27 protein-coding genes are annotated in these 24,134 nt (G+C 58.5%); 12 read left to right on the forward strand and 15 right to left on the reverse strand.

The window, feature by feature from the left end:
• Position 1: 1 nt before the first annotated feature.
• The 4 genes from ACQUTP_RS02325 to ACQUTP_RS02340 all read right to left on the reverse strand — a co-directional run bounded on the left by ACQUTP_RS02325 (position 2) and on the right by ACQUTP_RS02340 (position 5,754).
• Positions 2–883: a LysR family transcriptional regulator gene (locus tag ACQUTP_RS02325; RefSeq protein ID WP_004202617.1), complete on the reverse strand. Its 882-nt coding sequence runs from the start codon at positions 881–883 to the stop codon at positions 2–4.
• A 146-nt stretch (positions 884–1,029) separates the two neighbouring features.
• Positions 1,030–3,330 (reverse strand): FdhF/YdeP family oxidoreductase, encoded by a 2,301-nt coding sequence (locus ACQUTP_RS02330; protein ID WP_004202619.1) that lies wholly within the window; start codon positions 3,328–3,330, stop codon positions 1,030–1,032.
• A gap of 321 nt (positions 3,331–3,651) precedes the next feature.
• Positions 3,652–4,569 carry a bestrophin family protein gene (locus ACQUTP_RS02335; protein WP_023318342.1) on the reverse strand — a complete coding sequence of 306 codons (918 nt, stop codon included), beginning with the start codon at positions 4,567–4,569 and terminating at the stop codon, positions 3,652–3,654.
• Between the two features lie 243 nt (positions 4,570–4,812).
• Positions 4,813–5,754, reverse strand: a complete 942-nt coding sequence (locus tag ACQUTP_RS02340) for a cation diffusion facilitator family transporter (RefSeq protein WP_004202626.1) — start codon at positions 5,752–5,754, stop codon at positions 4,813–4,815.
• Between the two features lie 222 nt (positions 5,755–5,976).
• On the opposite strand from ACQUTP_RS02340, the gene ACQUTP_RS02345 reads away from it, so the two are divergent.
• Positions 5,977–6,663, forward strand: a complete 687-nt coding sequence (locus ACQUTP_RS02345; protein WP_048324334.1) for an ABC transporter substrate-binding protein — start codon at positions 5,977–5,979, stop codon at positions 6,661–6,663.
• A gap of 1 nt (position 6,664) precedes the next feature.
• Here the strand turns inward: ACQUTP_RS02345 and ACQUTP_RS02350 are convergent, their stop codons facing one another.
• The 4 genes from ACQUTP_RS02350 to ACQUTP_RS02365 all read right to left on the reverse strand — a co-directional run bounded on the left by ACQUTP_RS02350 (position 6,665) and on the right by ACQUTP_RS02365 (position 8,760).
• Positions 6,665–7,534 carry an oxygenase MpaB family protein gene (locus tag ACQUTP_RS02350; protein WP_032456112.1) on the reverse strand — a complete coding sequence of 290 codons (870 nt, stop codon included), beginning with the start codon at positions 7,532–7,534 and terminating at the stop codon, positions 6,665–6,667.
• A gap of 113 nt (positions 7,535–7,647) precedes the next feature.
• The gene (locus tag ACQUTP_RS02355) at positions 7,648–8,079 is read right to left on the reverse strand and encodes an OsmC family protein (RefSeq protein WP_004202630.1); all 432 of its coding nucleotides are present in this window, start codon (positions 8,077–8,079) and stop codon (positions 7,648–7,650) included.
• A gap of 114 nt (positions 8,080–8,193) precedes the next feature.
• The gene (locus ACQUTP_RS02360) at positions 8,194–8,340 is read right to left on the reverse strand and encodes a hypothetical protein (protein WP_017900537.1); all 147 of its coding nucleotides are present in this window, start codon (positions 8,338–8,340) and stop codon (positions 8,194–8,196) included.
• A 15-nt stretch (positions 8,341–8,355) separates the two neighbouring features.
• The gene (locus ACQUTP_RS02365) at positions 8,356–8,760 is read right to left on the reverse strand and encodes a YdeI family stress tolerance OB fold protein (protein WP_004202632.1); all 405 of its coding nucleotides are present in this window, start codon (positions 8,758–8,760) and stop codon (positions 8,356–8,358) included.
• A gap of 144 nt (positions 8,761–8,904) precedes the next feature.
• Between ACQUTP_RS02365 and ACQUTP_RS02370 the strand changes: the two genes are divergently transcribed.
• From ACQUTP_RS02370 to ACQUTP_RS02380, 3 genes are all read left to right on the forward strand, one after another.
• A complete protein-coding gene (locus ACQUTP_RS02370; RefSeq protein ID WP_211773839.1) occupies positions 8,905–9,408 on the forward strand; it encodes a hypothetical protein in 504 nt (167 codons plus the stop codon).
• 8 nt (positions 9,409–9,416) lie between these two features.
• On the forward strand, positions 9,417–9,863 hold the full coding sequence (locus ACQUTP_RS02375) for a DUF421 domain-containing protein (protein ID WP_004202634.1): 447 nt from the start codon (positions 9,417–9,419) through the stop codon (positions 9,861–9,863).
• A 320-nt stretch (positions 9,864–10,183) separates the two neighbouring features.
• On the forward strand, positions 10,184–11,179 hold the full coding sequence (locus tag ACQUTP_RS02380; protein ID WP_004202636.1) for an SDR family oxidoreductase: 996 nt from the start codon (positions 10,184–10,186) through the stop codon (positions 11,177–11,179).
• Here the strand turns inward: ACQUTP_RS02380 and ACQUTP_RS02385 are convergent.
• The 5 genes from ACQUTP_RS02385 to ACQUTP_RS02405 form a co-directional block, all read right to left on the reverse strand.
• Positions 11,176–12,801, reverse strand: a complete 1,626-nt coding sequence (locus tag ACQUTP_RS02385; protein ID WP_004202637.1) for an alpha-amylase family protein — start codon at positions 12,799–12,801, stop codon at positions 11,176–11,178. The genes ACQUTP_RS02380 and ACQUTP_RS02385 overlap by 4 nt on opposite strands.
• Positions 12,802–12,840: 39 nt before the next feature.
• Positions 12,841–13,014, reverse strand: a complete 174-nt coding sequence (locus tag ACQUTP_RS02390; protein ID WP_023318350.1) for a hypothetical protein — start codon at positions 13,012–13,014, stop codon at positions 12,841–12,843.
• 16 nt (positions 13,015–13,030) lie between these two features.
• Positions 13,031–13,537 (reverse strand): ferritin-like domain-containing protein, encoded by a 507-nt coding sequence (locus ACQUTP_RS02395; RefSeq protein ID WP_032456113.1) that lies wholly within the window; start codon positions 13,535–13,537, stop codon positions 13,031–13,033.
• A gap of 23 nt (positions 13,538–13,560) precedes the next feature.
• On the reverse strand, positions 13,561–13,776 hold the full coding sequence (locus tag ACQUTP_RS02400; protein WP_004202641.1) for a hypothetical protein: 216 nt from the start codon (positions 13,774–13,776) through the stop codon (positions 13,561–13,563).
• A 366-nt stretch (positions 13,777–14,142) separates the two neighbouring features.
• Positions 14,143–14,328 carry a general stress protein gene (locus ACQUTP_RS02405; protein WP_275200978.1) on the reverse strand — a complete coding sequence of 62 codons (186 nt, stop codon included), beginning with the start codon at positions 14,326–14,328 and terminating at the stop codon, positions 14,143–14,145.
• Positions 14,329–14,986: 658 nt separating this feature from the next.
• Between ACQUTP_RS02405 and ACQUTP_RS02410 the strand changes: the two genes are divergently transcribed.
• Both ACQUTP_RS02410 and ACQUTP_RS02415 read left to right on the forward strand, forming a co-directional pair.
• Positions 14,987–15,901, forward strand: coding sequence for an SDR family oxidoreductase (locus ACQUTP_RS02410; protein ID WP_004202642.1), 915 nt, complete (start codon positions 14,987–14,989; stop codon positions 15,899–15,901).
• Positions 15,902–16,091: 190 nt separating this feature from the next.
• Entirely contained in the window at positions 16,092–16,337 is a 246-nt protein-coding gene (locus ACQUTP_RS02415; RefSeq protein ID WP_004202643.1) for a YmjA family protein, read from the forward strand.
• A gap of 67 nt (positions 16,338–16,404) precedes the next feature.
• Here ACQUTP_RS02415 and ACQUTP_RS02420 read toward each other — a convergent pair whose 3' ends face one another.
• Entirely contained in the window at positions 16,405–17,298 is an 894-nt protein-coding gene (locus tag ACQUTP_RS02420; RefSeq protein ID WP_285755939.1) for a LysR family transcriptional regulator, read from the reverse strand.
• A 114-nt stretch (positions 17,299–17,412) separates the two neighbouring features.
• On the opposite strand from ACQUTP_RS02420, the gene ACQUTP_RS02425 reads away from it, so the two are divergent.
• Positions 17,413–18,264, forward strand: coding sequence for a Vmh family MBL fold metallo-hydrolase (locus ACQUTP_RS02425; RefSeq protein ID WP_023318352.1), 852 nt, complete (start codon positions 17,413–17,415; stop codon positions 18,262–18,264).
• A 177-nt stretch (positions 18,265–18,441) separates the two neighbouring features.
• Positions 18,442–18,582 carry a stationary-phase-induced ribosome-associated protein gene (gene sra / locus ACQUTP_RS02430; protein ID WP_004202647.1) on the forward strand — a complete coding sequence of 47 codons (141 nt, stop codon included), beginning with the start codon at positions 18,442–18,444 and terminating at the stop codon, positions 18,580–18,582.
• On the opposite strand, the gene ACQUTP_RS02435 is transcribed toward sra, so the two are convergent.
• The gene (locus tag ACQUTP_RS02435; RefSeq protein ID WP_032425875.1) at positions 18,579–18,686 is read right to left on the reverse strand and encodes a hypothetical protein; all 108 of its coding nucleotides are present in this window, start codon (positions 18,684–18,686) and stop codon (positions 18,579–18,581) included. The two genes, sra and ACQUTP_RS02435, sit on opposite strands and share 4 nt — an antisense overlap.
• 78 nt (positions 18,687–18,764) lie before the next feature.
• On the opposite strand from ACQUTP_RS02435, the gene ACQUTP_RS02440 reads away from it, so the two are divergent.
• The 4 genes from ACQUTP_RS02440 to ACQUTP_RS02455 all read left to right on the forward strand — a co-directional run bounded on the left by ACQUTP_RS02440 (position 18,765) and on the right by ACQUTP_RS02455 (position 24,113).
• Entirely contained in the window at positions 18,765–20,462 is a 1,698-nt protein-coding gene (locus tag ACQUTP_RS02440; RefSeq protein ID WP_004202648.1) for an NAD-dependent malic enzyme, read from the forward strand.
• Positions 20,463–20,645: 183 nt separating this feature from the next.
• A complete protein-coding gene (locus ACQUTP_RS02445; protein ID WP_428902341.1) occupies positions 20,646–21,353 on the forward strand; it encodes a glycosyl transferase in 708 nt (235 codons plus the stop codon).
• Positions 21,354–22,040 carry a hypothetical protein gene (locus tag ACQUTP_RS02450; protein ID WP_017900528.1) on the forward strand — a complete coding sequence of 229 codons (687 nt, stop codon included), beginning with the start codon at positions 21,354–21,356 and terminating at the stop codon, positions 22,038–22,040.
• Between the two features lie 360 nt (positions 22,041–22,400).
• Positions 22,401–24,113, forward strand: a complete 1,713-nt coding sequence (locus tag ACQUTP_RS02455; RefSeq protein WP_428902342.1) for an ABC-F family ATP-binding cassette domain-containing protein — start codon at positions 22,401–22,403, stop codon at positions 24,111–24,113.
• Positions 24,114–24,134: the final 21 nt, after the last annotated feature.

Consider the following 24,134-nt stretch of genomic DNA (forward strand, 5'->3'; position numbering starts at 1 on the left):
CTCAGCCAAAAATCCCCTGCGCCTCGGCGAAGCATTTTTCCGCCAGGGACGAGACCGGCTCCTGCTGGCGCATAATCAGCGCCAGCTGCGAATCGACCTGGGTTTCGGCGATCGGCAGAATTTCAAGATTATCGCTCAGCGCTTCGAGGCCGTTGTTAAGCGGCATAATGGCGCAGCAGATCCCCGCCTGCACCGCCTGGATAATCTGAAACGTTGAATCGCTTTCAAAGACAGACGTCGGGGTTAGCCCTTTGGCCTTAAAGCTGATTTCAATGGATTCCCGGTAGTACATTCCCTTGGTCAGAAAGCCAAGGGGCAGCGCCGCCAGCGTATCCCAGCCCGGCGTCCCGGCGCTGAAGTCGAAATGGCGTTTATCGTGCAGCAGTCCCATCCGGGTTTGCGGCAGCCGGGCGATCTTAAACAGGCGTTCATCCAGATGCTGCAGGTAACAGATCCCCAGGTCCAGCTGGTTGCGGCTGACGCCATCGATAATCTGCTCCGAGGTCATTGACAGCAGGCTGAACTGCAGCGCCGGGTATTTCTCCGCGAGGGGTTTAATCAGCTGCATCGGGTTGAGGCTCGCCAGTGGCACCATACCAACCCGCAGCTGGCCGACCATCTGCCCGCGACAGATGGCCGCCTCCGCCGCCAGGCCGTCATGGGCGGCAAGCACCGCCCGCGCCCACGCGAGGATCCGCTCCCCCTCCGGGGTAAAACCCTCAAAGCGCTGCCCGCGCTGGATAAGGGTCAGGTTCAGCTCCTCTTCCAGATTACGAATGCGCATGGAGAGGGTTGGCTGGGTAATATGGCAGGCTGCCGCCGCCTGGCCAAAATGGCGCGTCTGATCGAGCGCGATCAAATACTTGAGTTGCTTAATATCCATTCTCTTTCCCGTTTGAACCCCGCCGTTCACCCCCGGGGCCGCGCACAGGTTACCAGAATGTTAGTTTCATCACCGATAAATTCAAGCGAGGACAGGAGGGGCGACGGGGCGCAGGACGGCGCGACGCCGCCCAACGCCCTGCTTCTTTAACGCGCGCCAGCCAGCGGGCGAATCTCTTTCGAGCGCAGCGTCAGGCGGACAGGAACTGACTTATAGGAGGGCGTACCGCTCTCTTCATCCAGATAGTTCAAGGGCACCAGCACGTTGGCTTCCGGATAATAGGCGCCGACGGTGCCGGGCGCGATGCCGTAGGCCACCACGGTGATATCTCTGAGCGTCAACGCGCTGCCCGGCAGCGCGGTGTGGATATCCACCCGATCGCCATGCTCCAGGCCCTGGTCGGCCATATCCTGCTCGTTCATAAACAGCACGTCGCGACGGCCAAAAACGCCGCGGTAACGGTCATCCATAGCGTAGATGGTGGTGTTGTACTGGTCGTGGCTGCGCAGGGTCACTAAGCGCATCACATCCTCTCCCTCCACCACCACGTTCTCATGCACGCCTTTGAAAACCGAGAACATGGCTTTGCCGGTGGCGGTAGGCCAGATACGCTCGGTCGGCGGCAGCGGCATGCGAAAGCCCCCGGGGTGGCGAATGCGCTGGTTGTAATCCTCGAACCCCGGAATGGTCTGTTCGATCAGATCGCGAATGCGGTCGTAATCTTCCACCAGATACAGCCAGTCGACTTTGCTGGCCGGCAGAGTGGCCTTCGCCAGACCGGCGACAATCGCCGGCTCCGAGCGCAGCGTCGGCGAGGCGGGCTTAAGCTTGCCTGAGGAGGCATGTACCATCGACATCGAATCCTCGACGGTGATCGACTGTCGGCCGCTGGCCTGCAGGTCAAGCTCGGTGCGGCCCAGACACGGCAGAATAAAGGTCTCTTTCGCCGTCAGCAGGTGCGAGCGGTTGAGCTTGGTGCCGACGTGAACGCTGAGCTCAAGGTTGCGCATCGCCGGGAAAGCGCGTTCGTGATCCGGCATCGCCACGGCGAAGTTGCCCCCGAGGCAGATCAGGGCTTTGGCGTCGCCAGCGATCATGGCCTCCAGCGCCTTCACCGCATCGTGACCATGATGCCGCGGCGGCGCGATCCCCATCACCCGCTGCAGGCTGTCGAGGAAGGCCGCAGTGGGTTTTTCGCTGATCCCGACGGTGCGGTTTCCCTGCACGTTTGAATGGCCGCGTAATGGGCAGATCCCGGCTCCTGGCTTGCCGATATTGCCGCGCATCAGCAGCAGGTCGGCAATCAGCCGGACGTTGGAGGTGCCTTTATTATGCTGGGTGATGCCCATGCCGTAGGTGACGATGGTGGCCGTGGATTTGGCGTAGGCCACGGCGACCTGGGTTAGCGACTCGCGCGTCAGGCCGGACTCCTGCTCAATGTCCTGCCAGCGGGTGGCGTGCAGATCCTCGGCGAAGGCGGCGAACCCCTGGGTATGTTGCGCAATAAACGCGTGGTCGAGCACCTGGCCCTGCTCCTCCTCCAGCTGCAGCAGCGCTTTGGCGATCCCTTTCAGCGCCGCCGCGTCGCCGCCGGCCCGTACCTGGTAGTAGGTCGACGCGATCGGCGTCGAGCGATATGTCGCCATCTCCATCACGTTCTGCGGGTCGGCAAAACGCTCCAGCGCCCGCTCACGCAATGGGTTAAAAACGATAATCGGCACACCCCGGCGGGAAAGCTCATGCAGAGTGCCCATCATCCGCGGATGGTTGGTGCCCGGATTATGGCCGATGGAGATCACCAGCTCGGTCTGGTCAAAATCGTCGAGGGAGACGGTGCCTTTGCCAATGCCGATCGACTGCGGCAGGCCCACGCTGGTAGATTCATGGCACATGTTAGAGCAGTCGGGAAAGTTATTGGTGCCGTACTCGCGGGCAAACAGCTGAAACAGCCACGCCGCTTCATTGGAGGCCCGTCCGGAGGTGTAGAATTCAACTTCATCTGGCTGCAGGCCGCGAAGGATCTCGCCGATACGGGCGAAGGCCGCCTCCCACGCCACCGGTCGCAGGGTATCGCTGGCGCGGTCGTAGACCAAAGGATGGGTTAAGCGGCCATAGCCCTCCAGTTCAAAATCGCTTTTCGCCAGCAGGGAGGTCACGGTGTTAGCCGCGAGGAACGCTGGCGTCACCCGTTTGGTGGTCGCCTCCCAGGTAACGGCTTTGGCGCCATTTTCGCAAAACTGAAAAGTGGATTTATGCTCTTTATCCGGCCAGGCGCAGCCCGGGCAGTCAAACCCATCCGGCTGGTTAGTTCGCAGCAGCGTGGCGGGCGCCTCGAAGGCATCCATCTGGGTACGCACGGCAATGGCCGTGGCCTTCAGCGCGCCCCACCCGCCTGCCGGACCGTCATAGGGGTGAACACCGGGAACCGCGCGTCTTTTATTGGTCATCTTTTTACTCCTGCTGCTCTGTTCTGGCCGCCGCCGGCCGAAAAAAAGCGTGCGACGACCCCGGCGACGAGGCGTGGTGTGCGCGGCGTCACCTGATAAGAATGCTGTTTCTCAAGGATAGTACGATGGGAAAGCGTAGGTACTGCGTTTGTTAACCGAATAATAACATACGCCACAAATCTGTATAATTGATGTTATCTATCGGGTGTTAAATTTAACTTATTTGCAAATTTTGCCTTTATCGCCGCCCTCTGCGCGGCGGGTCACGCGGGGACGGGAAAGTGATGACCGGGCAGCGGAAACTGCCCGGCGCGCAGGGGTTCAGGTCAGGTTGAAGTAACGGTCCGGACGCAGCGTCTCCGGCAGCGGATGTTGACCGGTCATGTCGAGCAGATTGCGCTCAATGGTGTTGCACATCGCGTTCAGCGGCAGGTCGTTGGCGGCGGTGCCGAAAGGATCCTCCAGCTCTTCCGCCAGCGAATCCCAGGATAAAAAGGTGTAGGAGATAAAGACCGAGACAAACGGCGTCATGTAGTGAAGATCCCCGACCAGGGCGAACGGCAGCAGCGTGCAGAACAGGTACACGGTGCGCTGCAGGATCAGGGTATAGGCGAACGGCACCGGGGTGGTGGCCAGCCTTTCGCAGCCGCCCAGCACGTGCGCCAGCTCATCAAGCTTATTGTCCATCAGCCCGTAGGTGATGTCGCTCAGCTTGCCCGCCTCGCGCAGCTGGCCAATTTCGTTACCGGCCAGCAGCAGGATCCGGTTGGTGGGCATCGAGCTGGCGAGGATCTCCGTCACCCTCTCCTCGGGCAGCAGCCGCCGCAGGTCAGCCGTCGGATCGGTTTTGCGCAGCTGGTGCTTCAGGCTCCAGCTGAAGGCCACCAGATAGCTGACGATGCGCTGATGGGCATCGTGTTCCGCCGGCAGGATATTGCGCAGCTGGCGCACCAGGGTGCGTTCGGCGATAAGCACCGTCCCCCACAGATTGCGCGCCTCGACGAAGCGGCTATAGCTGGCGCTGTTGCGAAAGCCGAGGAAAATCGCTATCGCGATGCCCAGCAGACTGAACGGCGCCACCGTTAAGTGGATCCCCAGCTGCGCGTACCATTGATAGCTGATAATGGCGATGATGGACATCAGCACATTAAGCAGCAGACGAAAGATGATTTTTGACAGCACGGAGCCGTGCCAGTCAAATAGGCGAAGAAACCAGTGTTGTTCTGGCCGAATGATCATTGTCTGACTTCCTGAATTACCGCTCTGGTCATTATCTCGAAATAAAGAATAGAGATTATCTATGAACCGATTGGTTTATTTTATCGTTAACTGCAACGGGCAGATCTGCGCCATTATTTAGCGATGGTAATGGCCGGCTCAGTATGAGCCTTATTTATCGTTCAGGCAATCAATGCGCGGGCGGAAGGGGCGAGGAATAATGGCTCAGGGATAAAATAACCGCTGAGCCAGTCTATTTTCCGCTTATGACGTCAGGCAGTTTGCCTCCCCCGGCGAACTGGCAACCGCCGCGCAGGGATCGAGATGCACCATCACATTAAGCACCGGATGCTGCGCCATGACCCGCTCCCGCGCCTGCCGGGCAATCTGATGCCCTTCAGCGACCGACAGCTCTCCGGCTACCTCGAGATGGACATCCACCAGCACAAGATCCCCCGCCTTACGGGTTTTCAAATCGTGCAGACCCGCCACGCCCGGCGTGGCCCGCAGCGTGCCGGCGATTGCCCGCTGCGTCTCTTCATCGACAGCGCGGTCCATTAAATCGTGCAGCGCGGTGGCGGCGAAACGATAGCCCATCCGCGTAATCACCAGCCCTACCGCCAGCGCGGCGAGCGGGTCGAACCAGGCGAACCCGGCCAGATTACCGATAATCCCCAGCGCCACCACCAGTGATGACGCGGCGTCTGAGCGGGCATGCCAGGCGTTGGCGATGAGCAGCGAGGAGTTCAGCCGCCTGGCGGCCGCCAGCATATAGCGAAACAGCCCCTCTTTGACCACCAGCGCCGTCAGCGCCATCCACAGCGCCACGCTGTGCACCGGCGGAATCGTCTGCGGTTGCGCGAGATGACCCGCGGCAGACCACAGCATACCGACCCCGACCAGCACCAGGATCGCGCCGAGGACCAGAGAGGCGCCGTTCTCATAACGCCAGTGGCCATAATGGTGATCGTGGTCAGACGGTCGGCGACTCTTTTTATTCGCCACCAGCACGACGCCATCGGCGAGCAGATCGGAAAAAGAGTGCATGCCATCGGCAATTAACCCCTGGGAACCAGAATATATTCCCACCGCAATCTGCAACGCGGAGAGAAAAATATTGACCACCACGCTAACCAGGGTACTCCTTCGCGCCTGCTCAGAACGCTGATGATATTTATTATCATTTTCAAAATTATGTTGTGCCATTATTTCTCTCCCTCAGTGAGCGGGAAGAATAAACTGACAAGCTGAGTTTATGCTTAACAATATAAAAGCCATTGCCTTGCTGTTTAACGAAATCGCTGCGGTCGTTAATTACTGTATTCTGAAAGTGTGGCCCCGGAGGTACAACCGCGCGCGGATGGACTATCTTATCACTGGCGACCGACAGGTCGGGCCACCTTCTCTTAGCCACCACAGGAGTCAGCGATGTCAGCAATCACACCATCCCGGCTGCGTTTTGCCATTAATCTGGGCAATGCGGTACTGGCCCATCCTGGAGAAAACGGCGAGCCGACAGGCATTACCCCCGAGCTCAGCCATCGACTGGCGCAGCGCTGGGGCGTCGTCGCCGAGTTCGTCACCTATCCTGCCGCCGGTAAAGTGGTGGCCGACGCCGGAGGCGAACGCTGGGATATCGCCTTTCTGGCCATCGACCCGGCGAGGGAGGCGACCCTGCGCTTTACTTCTCCCTATATCACCATTCAGGGGACCGCGCTGGTGAGAGCCGGTTCGCCCTGCCAGAGCGTGGCCGATATGGATCGCCCGGCAACCACGATTAACGTCGGGCAAAACGCCGCCTACGATCTGTGGCTCACCCGCCATTTGCAGTACGCCAGCCTGAATCGTCTCCCCTCCTCGCAGGAGGCCATCGACGCCTTCCTCGCCGGTGAAGGGGATATGGTCGCTGGCATCCGTCAGCCGCTGGAGGCGACAGCGCGCCGCCATCCGGGGGTGCGGGTCTTAGCGGATAATTTTACCGAGATCCAGCAGGCCATCTGCGTCGCCCGGGATGATGTGGTCCGCTTTAACGCGGTGAATGACGCGTTGGACGAATGGCGGGCGGACGGTAGCCTGGAGGCGCTGATTGCCCGGCACCTGGGCAAGGCGGGCTGAATCACGCCTCCGCCATCCGGCGCATGGCGCAATGCCAGGCGCCGTTACGTACCGAGGCGCGCAGCACGCGGGCGATCGCCAGTACCATCAGACGCGTCGTGCGCCGCTGCAGCGGCGACAGCGACAGTCCCAGCATCTCCTGCGCCCATGGCGGCAGAAGATCGATCCCGGCCCGCATCATCACCTGGCCAACCGGCTGACTCAGGCGACCCGGCAGACGGGTGGTGAGCAGTACCTCGGCTACCTCCCGGGTACGTTCGTCACAGCGCAGCTGCGGACGCATCGCCTCAAGATAGTCCGCGACCTCATTCGGCGTCTGGGGAATATCTTTGGCTCCCAACCGACGAGCGATCTCCGCCGACTCGCGAAAATAGTCCTCCTGGCGCTGGACGCTGACCACCGTCCGCTTGTAGCGCAGGTGGGAGGCCATAAAGCGGCTGCACTCAGCGACATGCACCCAGGTCAACAGCGCCGGGTCGCTTGCCTGATACGGCGTGCCGTCCTTGTCCACCCCGGCGATCCGCTGATGGATCCCCTGCACTTTGGCGATCAGCCGCTCGGCGTCGGGGGTGGCGGCGAAGGTGGTAGCGGAGATAAACTGACTGGTGCGACGCAGGCGGCCAAAGATATCCTCGCGGAAACGGGAGTGGTCCCAGACGCCGGCCAGCGCCAGGGGGTGCAGCATCTGCAGCAACAGCGCGCTAATGCCGCCGCACAGCATTGAGGTAAAATCGCCATGCACCTGCCAGATGGCTGATTGCGGACCAAAAAGCCCCGGCTCCCCTTTGGGCTGTTCAAAATCAATCTCTTTTAGCGCCATGCCGGTCAGGCCGAGCACCTGCGCCTCGATCATTCCGCGAATGCCGATCATGCTGAAGTCCCTTACGTTTACCAAAGGACCAAAGATACCACTATTGCGCAGCGGAGGCAGTGACAGGGAGAGAGATCGCGGGAACGGTGCCCGCAGAGTGCGGGCACAACAGCTTATGGATTCAGCTGGTAGTCAAGGGTGATATTGGCTTTCAGCACCTGTGATACCGGGCAGCCGGCCTTCGCTTTCTGGATGATCTCATCGAACGCCGCCGGCGCAACGCCGGGCAGGACAATCTGGCTTTGCAACGCGATGTCGGTTATTGCAAACCCACCGTCGGTTTTATTGAGGGTGACCACTGCGGTGGTGTCGATGGACGTCGCGGTATAGCCCTCTTCGCTGAGCATCAGCGACAGGGCCATCGAGAAGCAGGCGGCATGTGCGGCGCCGATCAGCTCCTCGGGGTTGGTGCCTTTCACCCCTTCAAAACGGGTATTAAAGCCGTAGGGCTGCTGGCTCAGCGCCCCGCTCTCCGTCGACACGGTGCCTTTGCCATGCTTGAGATCGCCTTCCCAGTGCGCCAGCCCTTTCTTATGAATCGCCATATGACTCCTCCTGTGATGATGTCGAACAAAAAGTATAGTGCCTGATGCTGAACCTGCTTCTATTCTGCGGCCCGCCGCATCAGCGTTCCCCAAAAGTTGCCGTTGCGGATGACGCTAACGGCCATCGTGAGGATGGTAAGGATCGGTTTTGTCATCCTCGCTGTCGTCCCGTTTGCGCGGCACTTCGCCATGTTCGTCAGGCGCCTCGCGCGCAGGGTGCTTCCCGCGCTCCTCGTCATGCGGGTGGGATGTTGTGCTCATATCGGTAAGCTCCCCTTACTTAGGCGACTGTTTGAGCAGGCGATCGATACGAACTACCGGCGGCGTCATTTTGCGATCAAGGCTGCCGTTAATACTGACCAGATCGTCAGGCTCTACGTGCTGTTCATTAAACGCGGCAACCGGAATAATGGCGGTGATGGTGCCGCTTTTATCGCGAAACTGATAACGGTCATCCCCCTGTCGGGTGAGCAGATTACCGCGCAGTGAAACCGTGGCGCCGTCGTGCATGGTTTTCGCCTGCTCAACGGTCATGATCCGCCCCTCCTCGACGCCGCGATAGCCGTCATCGAGTTTGTGCGGCGGCGGCGGCGCGGCATCCTGGCTAAAACCGCCTTTATCGTCCGCCTGCGCGACCGCGGCGGCAAACAAACAGGCCATGGCCAAGGCTAATTTTTTCATCATGCCTCCTTGTTTTTGCTGATGAACAGATTAAAGCCTGGCTGAGGCTGGCCATTTTTACAAAGTCAATTGTTCTGATATCGTCTAATATAAGAATGTCCTTATCGTTACGCTGATGGCGAAACGAAACGCGGGGAAATAATAATGACTGAGAATCAACAACCTTGTCACATCGTCGACGAGAATGAACAGGCCCTCCGCTTTGAATATCGCTTCAGGCGCTATGGGATAATTGTTCTCAGCCTCATCATTCTTACCGCATTAAGCGGCCTGTGGTCCTCCGGATATTTCAGTGAGGCGCACCGGGAAAGCCCTAAAGGTGAATTACGCGTCGATTACCAGCGTTATGCCAGACTGATGAGTGAAACCGAACTGAATATTCAGATCAAACCCACGCAGGAAAATGACACGACGATCAGTTTCGCCGCCACGTTATTAACCCGTTACCAGGTTGGCGATATCCGCCCGCAGCCGGATAAGATGTACAGTGCCGACGGGAAATTACATCTGGTGTATCAGCGGACGACCAGCCGCTCGCCGCAATCGGTATGGTTATCTATTACCCCCAAAACGATAGGCAATATTTCCCTGCAGGCGGCAGTCAACGATCGCCCTGCCGTCAGCTGGCAACAGTTTGTCTATCCGTAGGAGTCGCGATGGAAATGGTCCTCAGAGCCGCAGCAATCTATCTGATCCTGCTGATTATTTTCAAGATTGCCGGTAGACGAACCCTGATGCAGTTAACCAATTTTGACCTGATACTGCTGCTGATTATCAGTGAAGCGACCCAGCAGGCGATGCTCAGCACAGACTATTCCGTTACCGGTTCGATGCTGACTATCGTCACCCTGGTCAGTATTGATATTTTATTCGGCTATATTAAGAAAAAATTTGCCCAGGCGGAAAATTTTCTGGATGGCACGCCGGTTATCGTAGTGGAAAATGGTGCTGTCATCGATGAGAAAATGAAGCTCGTCAATATTTCTGTCGATGATATCCTGCTGGCGGCCAGGCAGCACCATGGGATTTATGAACTGAAAGCGATAAAATTCGCTATTCTCGAACGTAACGGCCAGATATCCATTATTCCGGAACAGGAATAACACCGGCTTAGCTATTTATCGCGCTCCGGTTGTTTATCCCCCGATTCCGGGGCGCGGGTGGCGTCGTCCTCTTCTTTTTCAACGCTACGCGTGTTTACTGTCAACATTTTTCCTCCTCGCGGGTTGTCAAGTATCTTACAGATTATAGAACCTTAACGCCTGCTTATGCAGAAACAGGCCAGAGTCATCAGGATATGTCGCCTGATTCACACTGCGCTTATTCCAGGATATTTCCCACCTCACCGTCGTTATTTATGCTTAATAATGATTCGATCCGTGCAGCTTAAATTTACGATAGCGAAACAATTAATGAGGTCACTATGTCCGTGATGGTTATTACCGGCGGAACCGCCGGGGCAGGAAAAGCCACCGCGCTGCGTTTCGCCCGCGCAGGGTATCACGTGGCGCTGATCGCCCGCGATGAAACGGGTCTGCAGGAGACGCAGCAGGCTTGTGAACGTTTCGGCGTCAAAACGCTGGCGATTAGCGCCGATGTCGCCGATGCCGGGGCCGTGCAGCGCGCCGCCGCCGAGGTGGAAGCCACCCTCGGCGCCATAGACGTCTGGATCAATAACGCCATGACCACCGTGCTGGCGCCCTTTCGGCAGATGAGCGACGACGAATTTCGCCGGGTGACGGAGGTGACCTATCTCGGCTATGTCAACGGCACCCGCGCGGCGCTCGAGGTCATGACGCCCCGGGATCGGGGGGTGATTATTCAGGCTGGATCGGCGCTGGCCTGGCGCTCGATCCCCCTGCAGTCGGCCTATTGCGGCGCGAAAGCGGCGATCCGCGGCTTCACCGATGCCGTGCGCACCGAGCTGATGCATGAGAAAAGCCACATCCAGTTGACCATGGTCCAGCTGCCGGGGATGAACACTGCTCAGTTTGGCTGGGCGCGCAACAAAATGGAGCAGGCCATGCAGCCGGTACCGCCGGTCTATCAGCCGGAGGTCGCCGCTGAGGCCATCTACAGCGTGATCCAGCGGCCGGTGAACGAGCTGTGGGTGGGGAAAAGCACCATCCAGTCGATCCTCGGCCAGGTCTTCTTCCCTCGTCTGCTCGATCGGCTGATGGTGAAAAAAGCGTGGGAGGGACAGTTTACCGGCCAGCCGAAGCCGGCAGAGCATCAGGACGACCTGTTCACGCCAGTGCGCGGCAATCATCCCGGACACGGCCCCTTTAACGATGGCGCGCGGCGTAAAGCGGTGACCATCAGCGCCGATCTTCCGGGTAAAGTGGCTGCCGGCGTCGGTGTGGCGGTGGCGACGATGGCCCTGCGGGCGTTCTTCCGCCGACCAGGAAGACGGCGCTAAAGCAGGCTGCGGCTGAACCAGCGGTAACCATAGCCGGAGAGCGCCAGCCGCGCCTTTTCTCCGCCGTATAGCCCGTCCTGGTAGAACTTATCTTCCAGGATCGGGCTCCAGTAACCCTCGGCCAGCGGCGGGAGCTGGACCTCCACCGCCTGCTGGCTGCAGTTCGCCAGCATCAGCACCTCCCGCGATTCGCTGCGATAGCACAAGCCCAGCACCGCGGCTGGCTTCACCGTAATAAGGGTAAAAGGGATGGATCCCGGTTCAGTATATTCCGTGCGCGCCAGCACCATATTGCGTACCCGATGCAGTAGCGACCGGGGGTGGCGCAACGCCGCTTCGACATTGATCCGCTGGTAGCGAAACCGTCCACTGGCCACCGGTTTCACCGGCAAATCATCCGGCGCCGCCCGGGAAAAGCCGCCGTTGGGCGCGCCCGACCACTGCATCGGCGTTCGGACCGCGTAGCGCTCCGGTAAGCGCAGATCGTCGCCCATACCAATCTCGTCGCCATAGCGCATCACCGGCACGCCAGGCAGCGCGAGCAGGATGGCATGAGCCAGCGCGATGCGTCGGGTATCGCCATCCAGCATCGGCGCCAGCCGCCGGCGCACGCCACGCTGGTAAACCGACATCGATTTATCAGGGGCAAAGGTGCGGATAACCTGGCGTTTGTTGCGTTCGCCAATCCCCTCAAGGTCCAGTTCATCATGGTTACGCAGCCAGTTGACGAAGCAGCATCCGTCCGGCGGGGCCACCATTGCCTGCAACGCCTTCACTACCGGGGTGGCGCGCTGCTGCGCCAGGCTGACATAGAGATATTTATTAAGCCAAAAATTGAGCACCATCTGCAGCCGATCGCCGCGGCCGAAATAATGGCGATAATCTTCCACTTCCACGTCCACTTCACCCAACAGTATCGCGTCGGGATTGAGGCGCTGCACGACCTGCCGGAGATGCGTCAACAGCGGGTAGCCCCGCGCCTCGTCGCCCTTCCCGGCCTGCTTCACCAGATGTGACGCCGCATCGAGGCGAAATCCTGACACCCCGGCCTGCAGCCAGAAGGTGATGATGTTTTCAATTTCAGCGATCACCGGCGGATGAGCGAGATTCAGGTCGGGCTCATGGCGATAAAACATGTGGCGATAGTATTGTCCGGCCTGGTCGTCCCAGCTCCAGACGCTCTCCTCGACGCCGGGAAACATGGGAGGATCGTCGTTCTCCGGGGGCCGATCGGCCCAAAGATAGTATGGCCGCCACGGCGACCGGGGATCGCGTCGCGCCGCCTGAAACCACGGGTGCTGGGCAGAAGTATGCTGGATAACCAGCTCAACAATCACCCGCAGCCCCAGCTCCCGGGCGCGGGCAATCAGCTCAATCACGTCGGCGATGGTCCCGAAACGGGGATCGGGCTGCAAATGGTCGCTGATATCATAGCCATCATCCTGCAGTGGGGTAAGATAGAAAGGGGTCAGCCAGAGCACCGTCGCCCCCAGGCTACGAATGTAGTGCAGCTTTTGGCGTATACCGGCAAGATCGCCAAACCCATCGCCGTTGGCGTCGTAAAACAGAGCACTGTCAACCTGATAGATGACCGCTCTGTGAAACCACTCTTCCTGTTGCATCACTATCACCTTGCGTTCTGCCCGCCACTGTCAGCGTCCTCAGCGCGCCCTGCTGGTTTTCGTGCGCGTTTTGTCGACTGGCGATACGGGGCCGTGCTCTGCAGGTGGCACCCTGTTCGCCACCGCGTCCACCAGCGCCTGCTGCCTGGCGGTTAATTTCAGCGGAACCGCTTTGTCTGTGGCGAGGATCGCGATGGTGTGGCGCTTAACCATGATTGACTCCGGCGGCTTATTGTCCGGCCTCAACGCCGGGCAGAGAGTTATGCATCAGATATTGTCCGGTCAGCGCCGGCAGATGATGCAGCAGCCAGTCAGCCATCCCTCTCTCTTCGGCAAGGATCCCTTCCAGAGTCGGCATCGCACTATGGTCCCCCACGCGCTTCGCCGCCGTTAATAAAGCGGTATAGCAGGCGACCTCAAAATGGGCAAAAACGTAGGCGGTGATAATGAGTTTAATGAGCTCATCGCCGGGTAGCATGATGCCGATAGTCTGGCCCAGGGCTGCGACCCGGCTCATCGCATCCTTCAGCGCCGAGCGGGAAATATGGTTGCGGGCGATAAGGTCCTGCAGAGCGGACAGTTGCCGACGAGTTTCATAAAGATGTTGTTCAAGGCGGGTTCGCAGTTGCGGTTCATTATCGAGGCGTCTGATGGTGGCCATAAGCAGTGACTCGGCCTGTTTTTCCATGGCATGGGCATCGCGAAGCCAGTTGTGGTAATTTTCACTATCCGTCATATACACCTCTGATCGTTAATTATTTATTTTGACGGGGAATCTTCATTCTCTTCCGCCGCCTGGTCAGCTCGCGCTGCGCTATATCCGGATAAATGTCCAACAATATTGGCATAAATACTGATGAGAATGACCCACAGGACGCTGTCTTTCCACCAGATTAACGAGGGTATCGCCAGGCCCACCCACATAACGGCGGCCACAAGATGACAGCGCTTAATAAATACCGGCGTCAGTTTCATTTTATTACCTTAGATCTGAACAATATTTAGCAAGCGGATGTGTTGCTACCCGCCCCTGGCGTCCGACGATTGACACCAGGCTTAAAATTGCTTACTTATGCACAGCGATAAAAAGCAGTACTGTTACGTATTGCTCCGAACCGTTATTTACTCACTCTTAGCGCTTCGCCGGCACAATGCCGTTGCGGTAATCAGTATTTAATTGTTAAGATGGCTGTAATTGAATTATTCTGCACCTCTTTTCCCGTCGCGGAGAATAGACACTAGCTGAGGGAAGCGTTTGCAAATAAACAGAAACCTGCGGACCCACAGGCCCACAGGTTTCTTTCCCGACACCGTCATAACGGCGTCACGGGTCATCAGTCATCAACTGTCGCCGGATTTACGGCTACCGCCATGGCTGTTCTTACCACCCTTTTTACCGGCTTCGGATGCACGCTCAGGATCATTTTTGAAGTTCCCGCCGCTGTGCTGCCCACCTTTACGCCCGGCTTCGGATGCTTTTTCACGATCTTCTGCAAAATTACCTGAACCGCCTCTATGCTCTGCCATAATTTTCACCTTTGGTTTGATCAATATCGGTTGGTAAATGGAAAATGACCCTGTTACAAATCATCGCCCTCGATATCTAACACTAGAGGAATACCCGCAGGAGTCAAATTAATTTTGGCCATCACCCAGCGCATCGACAAAATAAATTAACCACAGCGAAGCGGCAATAAAAATTAATTTTTACGCAACTCCCTTATTCGCTTTGGGTTATATGTACCTTGTGAACTGTACTGTGGACATTGGTTCACGTTTGTAAACTAATGAAAATAATCTGATGAATAAATGTTTCTACTAATCCCGGGCTGCCACCCTTCCAAAAATTAACACCAAAGAGGTATACCATTATTATCCATGCGTAGCGGATTACCCTATTATTCCCCTTTTCACTTTGTCTCCCTCTCTGCCTTTAAAAAATCTCCGCCGCGCAGCAAATAAAATAGCCAGCCCGCATTAAGTCATGATGGAATAATCCTAATTTAACCCCGGCAATGATAACGCAGCGCTATTTGCTTAAATACGCCGGGGATCAGTCGGTTAAGGAATAACAATGCGTCTTTTAGCGGCCATTCACTGGCCCTGGGTGAGTCATCCGGGGTCTGGCGATGGGGGAACCTGACCTATCCTTACAGCTGGCCCGTTCTGTCTGAAGGAGATGACTATGCAAGATGAAAAACCGCCCATGAAGAAACTACCCACCTCCATGTTGCCAGAAGAGACGGCTCCACGTCCGGAGTTCCCGGAGCAAGAACAGAACCCGCCGGGTCTGGATGCGGAAATGGAGCCGTCACCGGACCATGGGGAAACCAGCTACACCGGCACCGGGCGGCTGGCCGGTAAGAAAGCGCTAATTACCGGCGGCGACTCCGGCATTGGCCGCGCGGTGGCGATCGCCTTTGCCCGCGAAGGGGCCGATGTCGCCATAAGCTATCTGCCGGAGGAGCAAGAGGACGCCGATGAAGTCATCGCTCTGATCAAAGCCGAAGGCCGCACCGCGGTGGCCCTGCCGGGGGATATTCGCTCCGAGTCCTTCTGTCAGTCGCTGGTGGCCGACGCGGTGCAACAGCTGGGTGGCCTGAGCATCCTGGTCAATAACGCCGGACGTCAGCAATATTGTGAGACCCTTGAGGAGCTGACCACTGAAGACTTTGACGCCACCTTTAAGACCAATGTCTACGCGCCGTTCTGGATCACCCGCGCCGCGCTGCCCCATCTCCAGGCCGGGAGCGCGATCATCAACACCACCTCGGTGCAGGCCTATAAACCCAGTCCGATCCTCCTCGATTACGCCCAGACCAAAGCCTGCCTGGCGATCTTCACCAAATCGCTGGCCAAACAGGTGGCAAAACGCGGCATTCGCGTTAACGCCGTAGCCCCCGGCCCTTACTGGACGGTGCTGCAGTCCAGTGGCGGTCAGCCGGACGAGAAAGTGAAACAGTTCGGCAAAGACACGCCGATGGGGCGTCCGGGGCAGCCGGTCGAGATCGCCCCGCTGTACGTCACCCTGGCATCCGATGCCTGCTCATATACCTCCGGCCAGGTGTGGTGCTCTGACGGTGGAGACGGGGTAGTCTAAGCCTCCTGGCAGACCGGCGTGCGGCATCGCGCGCCGGTTTTACCCTCCGTCCCCCGGGGAGCGATATCTGCCCTCTCGCCTCGCCGCCGCAGCGATTTTTCCTCTGCTGCAGCCGACCGGCTGCGTGCTATGATACTCGCCCGCCGCTGTGCGCTAACCCCGGCCCTGACGCCAATCCTGAGGACGACAGATGAGTAACGACATTCCCCTGAAATTTTATGACATCGTGGACGAATACGAGACCGAAGCGGCTGCCCCGGTTAAGGATGAGGAACGCGATGCGCTGGCGCGCTATTTTCAGCTGCTGATTGCGCGATTAACCAACAACGAAGAGATCGATGAAGAAGCGCAGCAGGAGATGGCCCGCGAGGCGGCCATTGACGAACGCCGTATTGACGATATCGCCAACTTCCTTAATCAGTGGGGCAATGAGTAAGGTTGATCCTTGGCTTTCCGGCAGGGCAACCGCCCGCCGGCGCTGCCGCTGAAGGCGGCGTCAGTGCTCAGGCATCGGCGAGCGTTTTCCCCAGACGTCGCTGCAGCGCATCCAGAAACAGCGGCAGCCCATCGGGCTGATAGTCGCGGGAAAGATAGATGGCGTAAACGCTCAGCGCCTTCGGCGTCCAGTCAGGAAGCACCACCTCCAGCGCGCCGCTGGCAATCGCGCTCCGCGCCTCCAGTTCGGGGAGCATCGCGATACCGCACCCCGCGACCGCCGCCTCCAGCAGTAAGGAAGAGATCCCGGCGCTCAGATTACCGTTCACTGCCACTGACGCCTCCTGACCCTGTGCATCGCTGAATTGCCAGCGCTGGCCGGCAAAATGACTGTATAACAGGCAGTTATGCTGTTGCAGATCGTCAAGGGTCGTCAGCGGACCATGCTGGCGGAGCCAGCGCGGCGCAGCGCAGAGTAGCGACCGGCACACGCCGAGGCGGCGAGCGATAGCCCCCGCCTCCGGATTATCGGTAATGCGAATAGCCACGTCGATGCGCTCGCCGATCAGGCTGACCGGATGGTTATTGATATCCAGCTCCAGACGCAACAGCGGATAACGGGCAAGAAAATCCGGCAGCAGCGGGGAGATCAGCTGCATCGCGGTAAAATGCGCGCACGCCACCCGCAGCGTGCCGCTGGGGTCGGCACGCTGGCGTTCGCCGGCGATTTCATCGGCGATCCGCGTCAGGCCGCGGGTCTTGAGCAATACCTTCTCCCCGGCCGGGGTTAGCGTCAGCCGCCGGGTTGAGCGATGGATCAGCCGGGCGCCGGCCCAGCTCTCCATCTGTTCCAGATAGCGGCTGACCATCGGGCGCGACATCCCCAGCGCGCGCGCCGCGGCGCTGAGGCTTCCCAGTTCGCAAATTCGCAGATACACCTGCGCCGCAATCACCCTGTCCATCACGCCCCCTTCATCTGCACGATTTATGAAACTCAGCATCTCTTATTTCAGGAATTCTATCAAATGGCGAAATCCGTACAATGCTACGCATTCCCCTGTCACTGAGAATGAATCATGAAATTATCTGCTCTTGCTATTGCCACCGCCCTGTTCAGCGGCGCGGTCTTCGCGGCGCCGCTGACGCTGCAGACTTACAACCCTCAGGAGAAAGGTCTTTTTGCCGTCAACTCCACCCTCGTTTCCGGCCCGCATGAAGCGGTGCTGTTTGACGCCCAGTTCAGCGTCAAAGACGGCGAAAAGCTGGTAGACATGATCAAGAAAAACGGCAAACCGTTGTCGCGGATTGTGATCACCTCCGGCGATCCTGACTTCTATTTTGGCCTTGAGCCGCTGGTGAAAGCCTTCCCGCAGGCGGAAGTGGTCGCCACGCCGGAAGTGGTTAAACATATTGAAGCCACCAAAGCGGCAAAGCTGGCGTACTGGGGACCACAGATGAAAGACGGTGCGCCGACGCAGGTATACGTCCCGCAGGCGCTGAAAGCCAACAGCTTTACCATCGATGGCGAAAAAGTGACGATTATGCAGCCCCATGACTACGCGGCGTTCGTTTGGATCCGGGCGAACAAAACGATCCTCGGCGGCACCGGCGTGGCCTGGGGCATGCATCTCTGGACCGCCGACACCCAGACGCCGGCCAGTCGACAGCAGTGGCGCACTACGTTGGACCAGATGATTGCTCTGCACCCGCAGCAGGTGATCCCGGGACATTACCTCGGCACGCCGCCGGAGGGTGACAGCGCGGTGCGCTTTACCAAAACCTACCTCCAGCAGTTTGAGCAAGCGCTGAAGACACATAAGGATTCCGCCGGGGTGATCAAGGCAATGGAGACACAGTGGCCAGGGCTGGCGGAAACCAGCTCGCTGGAGCTCAGCGCCAAAGTTAATACCGGCGAGATGAAGTGGTAACGCCGGCGCTGCGCGAGGGAGACTGTTCTTAATCTGGCGCATCGAGGTTGCTATTGCCCTGAAAATGGACCACCCTACCTGTGGCCGCATAAAAAACGTGCGGCCAACTTTGGGTTACATTTCATCCGGTCACCACCGGGTTTGCCCTTGAAACCAGAACAGGATAAAGGAGTCAGAATGAAATCGAACCATCAGGCACGTCATCTTCTCGGTCTGAACTACAAGCTTTCCCAGCAGAAAAAAGTGGTGCTGGAAGGCGATGAAGCAACCACCCTCAACCATATCCATGCTACCGGCCGCAAACGCCGCGGTGGTTAATTTTCAGCCTGAGTGATGATAAACAACACCGTCCTGTTGCCAGGATGGTGTTTTTTTATGGCAATTGACGGCTTGTTTACCCGCTTGAAGACCTTCTGCTCTATACTCTGCCCGCTGCTTTTCCCCCCGCCCTTCGCTTATCGCCGCGCCGGGACTGTGGACACGATCAAGGAGTTAGTGCGATGCAATTTACCCATAAGAAAAACCGTTCCCTGTACATCCCCTACGCGGGTCCCGTTCTGCTTGAATTCCCCCTGCTCAACAAGGGCAGCGCCTTCAGTATGGAAGAGCGCAGCAGTTTCAACCTTCTTGGCCTGCTGCCGGAAGTGGTTGAAACCATCGAAGAGCAAGCGGAACGCGCGTGGATCCAGTATCAGGGATTCAAAACAGAAATCGACAAACACATTTACCTGCGTAACATCCAGGACACCAACGAGACCCTTTTCTATCGCCTGATTGGCAACCATCTCGAAGAGATGATGCCGGTTATCTATACCCCGACGGTAGGCGCCGCCTGCGAACGTTTCTCCGAGATTTACCGTCGCGCCCGCGGCGTCTTTATCTCCTACCAGAATCGCCATAATCTTGACGACATTCTGCAGAACGTACCGAACCATAACGTCAAAGTGATTGTGGTGACCGATGGCGAGCGTATCCTCGGCCTCGGCGACCAGGGCATCGGCGGGATGGGGATCCCGATCGGCAAACTGTCGCTGTACACCACTTGCGGCGGCATCAGCCCGGCTTACACCCTGCCCATCGTGCTGGACGTCGGAACAAACAACCAGCAGTTGCTGGACGATCCGCTGTATATGGGCTGGCGCCACCCGCGTATTACCGATGACGAGTACTACCAGTTCGTTGACGACGTGATCCAGGCGATTAAGGCCCGCTGGCCGGACGTGCTGCTGCAGTTTGAAGACTTTGCGCAGAAGAACGCTATGCCGCTGCTCAACCGCTACCGCAATGAGATCTGCTCCTTTAACGACGATATCCAGGGTACCGCGGCGGTGACCGTCGGGACGCTGATCGCCGCCAGCCGCGGCGCCGGCAGTCAGCTGAGCGAACAGAAAATTGTCTTCCTCGGGGCGGGCTCCGCCGGCTGCGGCATCGCCGAGCAAATTATCGCCCAGATCGTCCGCGAAGGACTCAGTGAAGAAGAGGCCCGCCAGCGCGTGTTCATGGTTGACCGCTTTGGCCTGTTAACCGACGGCATGCCTAATCTGCTGCCGTTCCAGAACAAGCTGGTGCAGAAACGCGAACATCTGCAGGGCTGGGATACCACTAACGATGTACTTTCCCTGCTCGACGTGGTGCGCAACGTGAAACCGAACATCCTGATCGGCGTTTCCGGTCAGCCGGGGCTGTTCACGGAAGAGATTATCCGCGAAATGCACAAGCATTGCCCGCGGCCAATCGTGATGCCGCTCTCCAACCCAACGTCACGGGTGGAAGCCACGCCGCAGAATATCCTGAGCTGGACCGACGGCGAGGCGCTGGTCGCCACCGGCAGTCCGTTTGCCCCGGTTACCGTCAAAGGCAAACAGTACCCCATCGCCCAGTGCAACAACTCCTATATCTTCCCGGGCATTGGTCTGGGGGTGATCGCCTCCGGCGCGTCGCGGGTCACCGACGAGATGCTGATGGCCGCCAGCGAAACCCTGGCGAAACACTCGCCGCTGGTGAACAACGGTGAAGGTCCGGTGCTGCCGGAGCTGAAGGATATCCAGACCGTCTCGCGGGCGATCGCCTTCGCGGTCGGTAAGGTGGCTCAGGAGCAGGGCGTGGCGGTGAAAACCTCCGCAGAAGCGCTGCTGCAGTCCATCAGCGATAATTTCTGGCTACCGGAATATCGTAATTACCGCCGCACCTCAATTTAATCGCGCTCACCGGGCCGAACGATCGGCCCGGTTATTAATAGCGTCCGGATAATATTTCCCACCACAGAAACGCCTTTTCCGCCCATATTCATTTATCGTAAAAATAGAAAACGGATAGCATTTGCCGCGCGCCCTCCGCTGTGCAAAATAGTTGTTTCTCACCCCCTCACAACGGAATGTGAAATGCAAAAATTAACCCCTGACGCGAATAAAGCGAAGGCTATTCTGATCCGGATTGTCTTACTCCTCACGGGTAGTATCGCCATCATCGCCGGCCTGTGCCTCTCTGGCGGCGATATGTGGATGCTCACCCCGCGCGCTGAGCAGTATCAGCCCGCTACCGGCGATCTGGTGGATATCGTCATCTATACGCCGAGTAAATTCTTCTTCGCCCTGCTCTACGTGTTATTTCTGACTCTGGTCTGGCTGTTGGCGGTGCGTAATATTCCCTGGCGGCCGATACAGCATCCGCTATTCCCGCTGATGGTACTGATTGCCGCCGGAATCTTTATTTTCCTCCATCCGGAGGTCACCCCCGGACGGGATGCCAGTATTCAGTACGGGAAACACAACGTTTATTACACTGCCATTTTCTGGATGAAGACAAATTCTAACCAACGTATCCCTCAGCCCTCTAAATATGAGATTTTTGTTGAAGCGAAAGATCCGCGCTGGCCTGTCGACAGGGATAATCTTCATCGCGCCTGGCGCTGTGAAGTGCAGCGGCACAGCCAGTTTTACACCCTGTCATTCAATGAGGGCTGGTTTCCTGACCGCGATCCGCAGGTCATGGCTCGCCAGTGCGCTCCGGTAAGCGATCTTAACGCACTCAGCGACACGGCAATCATGATTGCCCGCCCGATCGCCCCTCTCCCTGGTGAGGTAGCCTAAATGAGCCAGCAAAAATTGGTTCTGCAACCGCTATTACGGGTCTGGCTGGGGTTGTTTAGCGGGCTGCTGCTGGTGAGCGCCATCAGCGCCTTTCACGGCGAGTACTGGTATTTCGGCGATAAGCAGGCGCTTTACGCGGCGAAAGCCGGCGAGGTGTCGGTGCATGAACTCTATACGCCGGCGAAAATCCTCTTCGCTGTTATCGTAATCACGATCCCGCCGCTGCTCTGGCTGCTGCTGGTCAACCGTCTGCCGCTGCGGCCGCTGACCCACCTTCTCCCGCCATTGCTACTGCTGCTGGCGGGACTGGCTTTTTTCTTCCTGAGACCCGACGTGATTCCCGGCGGGGAGACCACCGTCTATCGCTACGGCGAGCGGGAGCGCTACTACCAGACGGTCCGCTGGCAGAAACCGGAGCCGGGCGCGTGGCGGGGTACCCGTTCTGAGTACAAAGTGTATATCGAATATCGCGATCCCAAGGGATATCGCAAAGCCGACAATATTAAAAACGCCTATACCTGTGAAACCCACCGGGAGTCTCGCTTTTTTACCTTAACCACCGAGGAAGATTGGTATCCGGATGCGTATCCGAATATTCTCGACGCCCCCTGCCAGGCGATAAAGGATCCCCAGGCGATGACGGAATATACCCGCGACCACGCCCGCTGGTTTCCCATCATGTTCTAGCAAACACATAAGTCCTCTGCGCCAACCCGGCTTCGTAGGCAAAAGTGGCGCAGGCGAAAGCTGGCGGGGACGCCCCCTGCCAGTTTTGTCACTGGCGCACTTTTCCTTTCCCCACTACACTGCCATCACCCATTCACTTACTGAATATAAAAGGAGGCCCCCCATGCTGTATTGTGAAATGTTTATTGTTTCACATGCCTTAGGCAATGGCGCCAGCTCAAGCGTTATCGGTATCGTGCTGCGATAACTTTGGCTTGAGCGAAGACCCTTCACAGAATCCCTTCTCTCCGGCTTACCGGGTTATCGTCAGCGAGTTTTGACGAGGCATTCGCATGCCTGTAACTCTTGAGTAAGTTGACTATGAGTACATTACTAACTGCCCATGCGCTCCACGTGGAGACGGCTTTTGGGCCGCTGTTTAACACCCTCTCCTTCACCCTGAAGAAAGGCGACCGTATCGGTCTCATTGGCCATAACGGTTGCGGCAAAAGCACCCTGCTGCAGGTGCTGGACGGCACCCTCGCGCCCACCTCGGGCAGCGTCTCGCTCGCCGGTCAGTGTCTGATGGCCCGCGTTGAACAGCATCTGCCGGAGGCGCTGCGTTCGCAGTCACTGCTGCAGGCGGTGCTGGCCCCGTTACCCGCCGACGCCCGGGAAGCACAGCGCTGGCTGGCCGAACGCCTGCTGGCGCAGATGGGCTTCACGCCGGCGGTGATGGCGCAGCAAACCAGCACCCTAAGCGGCGGGCAGCACACGCGCCTGCTGCTGGCCCGGGCGCTGATCCGCCAGCCTGACCTGCTGCTGCTGGATGAGCCCGGCAACCATCTCGATCTGCCCACCCTGTTGTGGCTGGAAAGCTTCCTGCAAACCTGGCAGGGGAGCTTCGTGCTGGTGTCACATGACAACACCTTACTGGATGCTGTAACTAATACCAGTTGGATCCTTCGCGACCAGACGCTGCACAGCTTCGCCTTACCCTGCAGCGCTGCCCGTCAGGCACTGCAGGAGCAGGATGAAAGCGCCGCATTACGTCATAAGGCCGAGCAAAAAGAGATCGACCGGGTCAGCACCAGCGCCCGGCGGCTGGCCACCTGGGGTCGGGTGTATGACAACGAAGATCTCGCCCGCAAAGCCAAACAGATGGAGAAGCAGGTCGCCCGCCTGAAAGACGAGCAGACTGAGCTCAGCGTCGGCCCGCCGTGGCGCCTGGTGTTGCAAGGGGACGCTCTGCCGGCGAACCGCCTGCTGGAGATGGACAGGCTGTCGGTGGCCCCCGCGCCGGGACTGCCGGCCCTGTTTACCACCGGCGTGGCGCGACTGCGCAGCGGAGATCGCGTGGCCATCATGGGGCGCAACGGCGGCGGTAAATCGTCCTTGCTGCGCCTGCTGTGGCAGCAGATGAACGACGCATCGCCTCTTCCGGGGCTGCGTCTGCACCCCCGGCTTCACCCCGGGTATTACGACCAGACGCTGGCGCAGTTGCCGGACGATGCCAGCCTGCTTGACGCCCTGACGCCGTTCGCCCCGTCGGCGGACACCCGGAAACGGGCGCTGATCGCCGCTGGATTTGGCTGGGCGAGGCATGGTCAGAAGGTCAACACCCTCAGCGGCGGTGAGCGGTCGCGGTTGCTGTTCGTCGGCCTGTCGCTGGCGCGCTACAGCCTGCTGTTGCTGGATGAACCCACCAACCATCTTGATATGGAGGGCAAAGCGGCGCTGGCGCAGACGCTCCGCGACTACCCCGGCGGCGTGCTGCTGGTTAGTCATGACCGCCAGCTTATTAGCGAAAGCTGTAACCGCTTCTGGCTGATCGACCGCGCCGGGCTAACGGAGTGGCACAGTCTGGAAGAGGTTTATACCCGTCTGCAGGCGCAGCCCTCCACCCCGACGGTGGCCTACTCACCTCAGGAGCCGTCACTCGCGGCTGATGATGAAGAGGCGCTGCTGGCGCGCCTGATCGCTCTGGAGCAATGGCTGGCGGACGACATGGCCCGTAAGCCGAAACATCAAAAGCCTGCGCTGCAGGCGCAGTGGCGAGAGGAGATCGCCCGGCTGCTTAATCAACTGGGGTAATCTTCGCCCCCCCGCCGGCTA

It is taken from the genome of Klebsiella sp. 2-CIP_Kleb. (assembly GCF_050378715.1).
GTDB classification, from domain to species: Bacteria; Pseudomonadota; Gammaproteobacteria; order Enterobacterales; family Enterobacteriaceae; genus Klebsiella; species Klebsiella quasipneumoniae.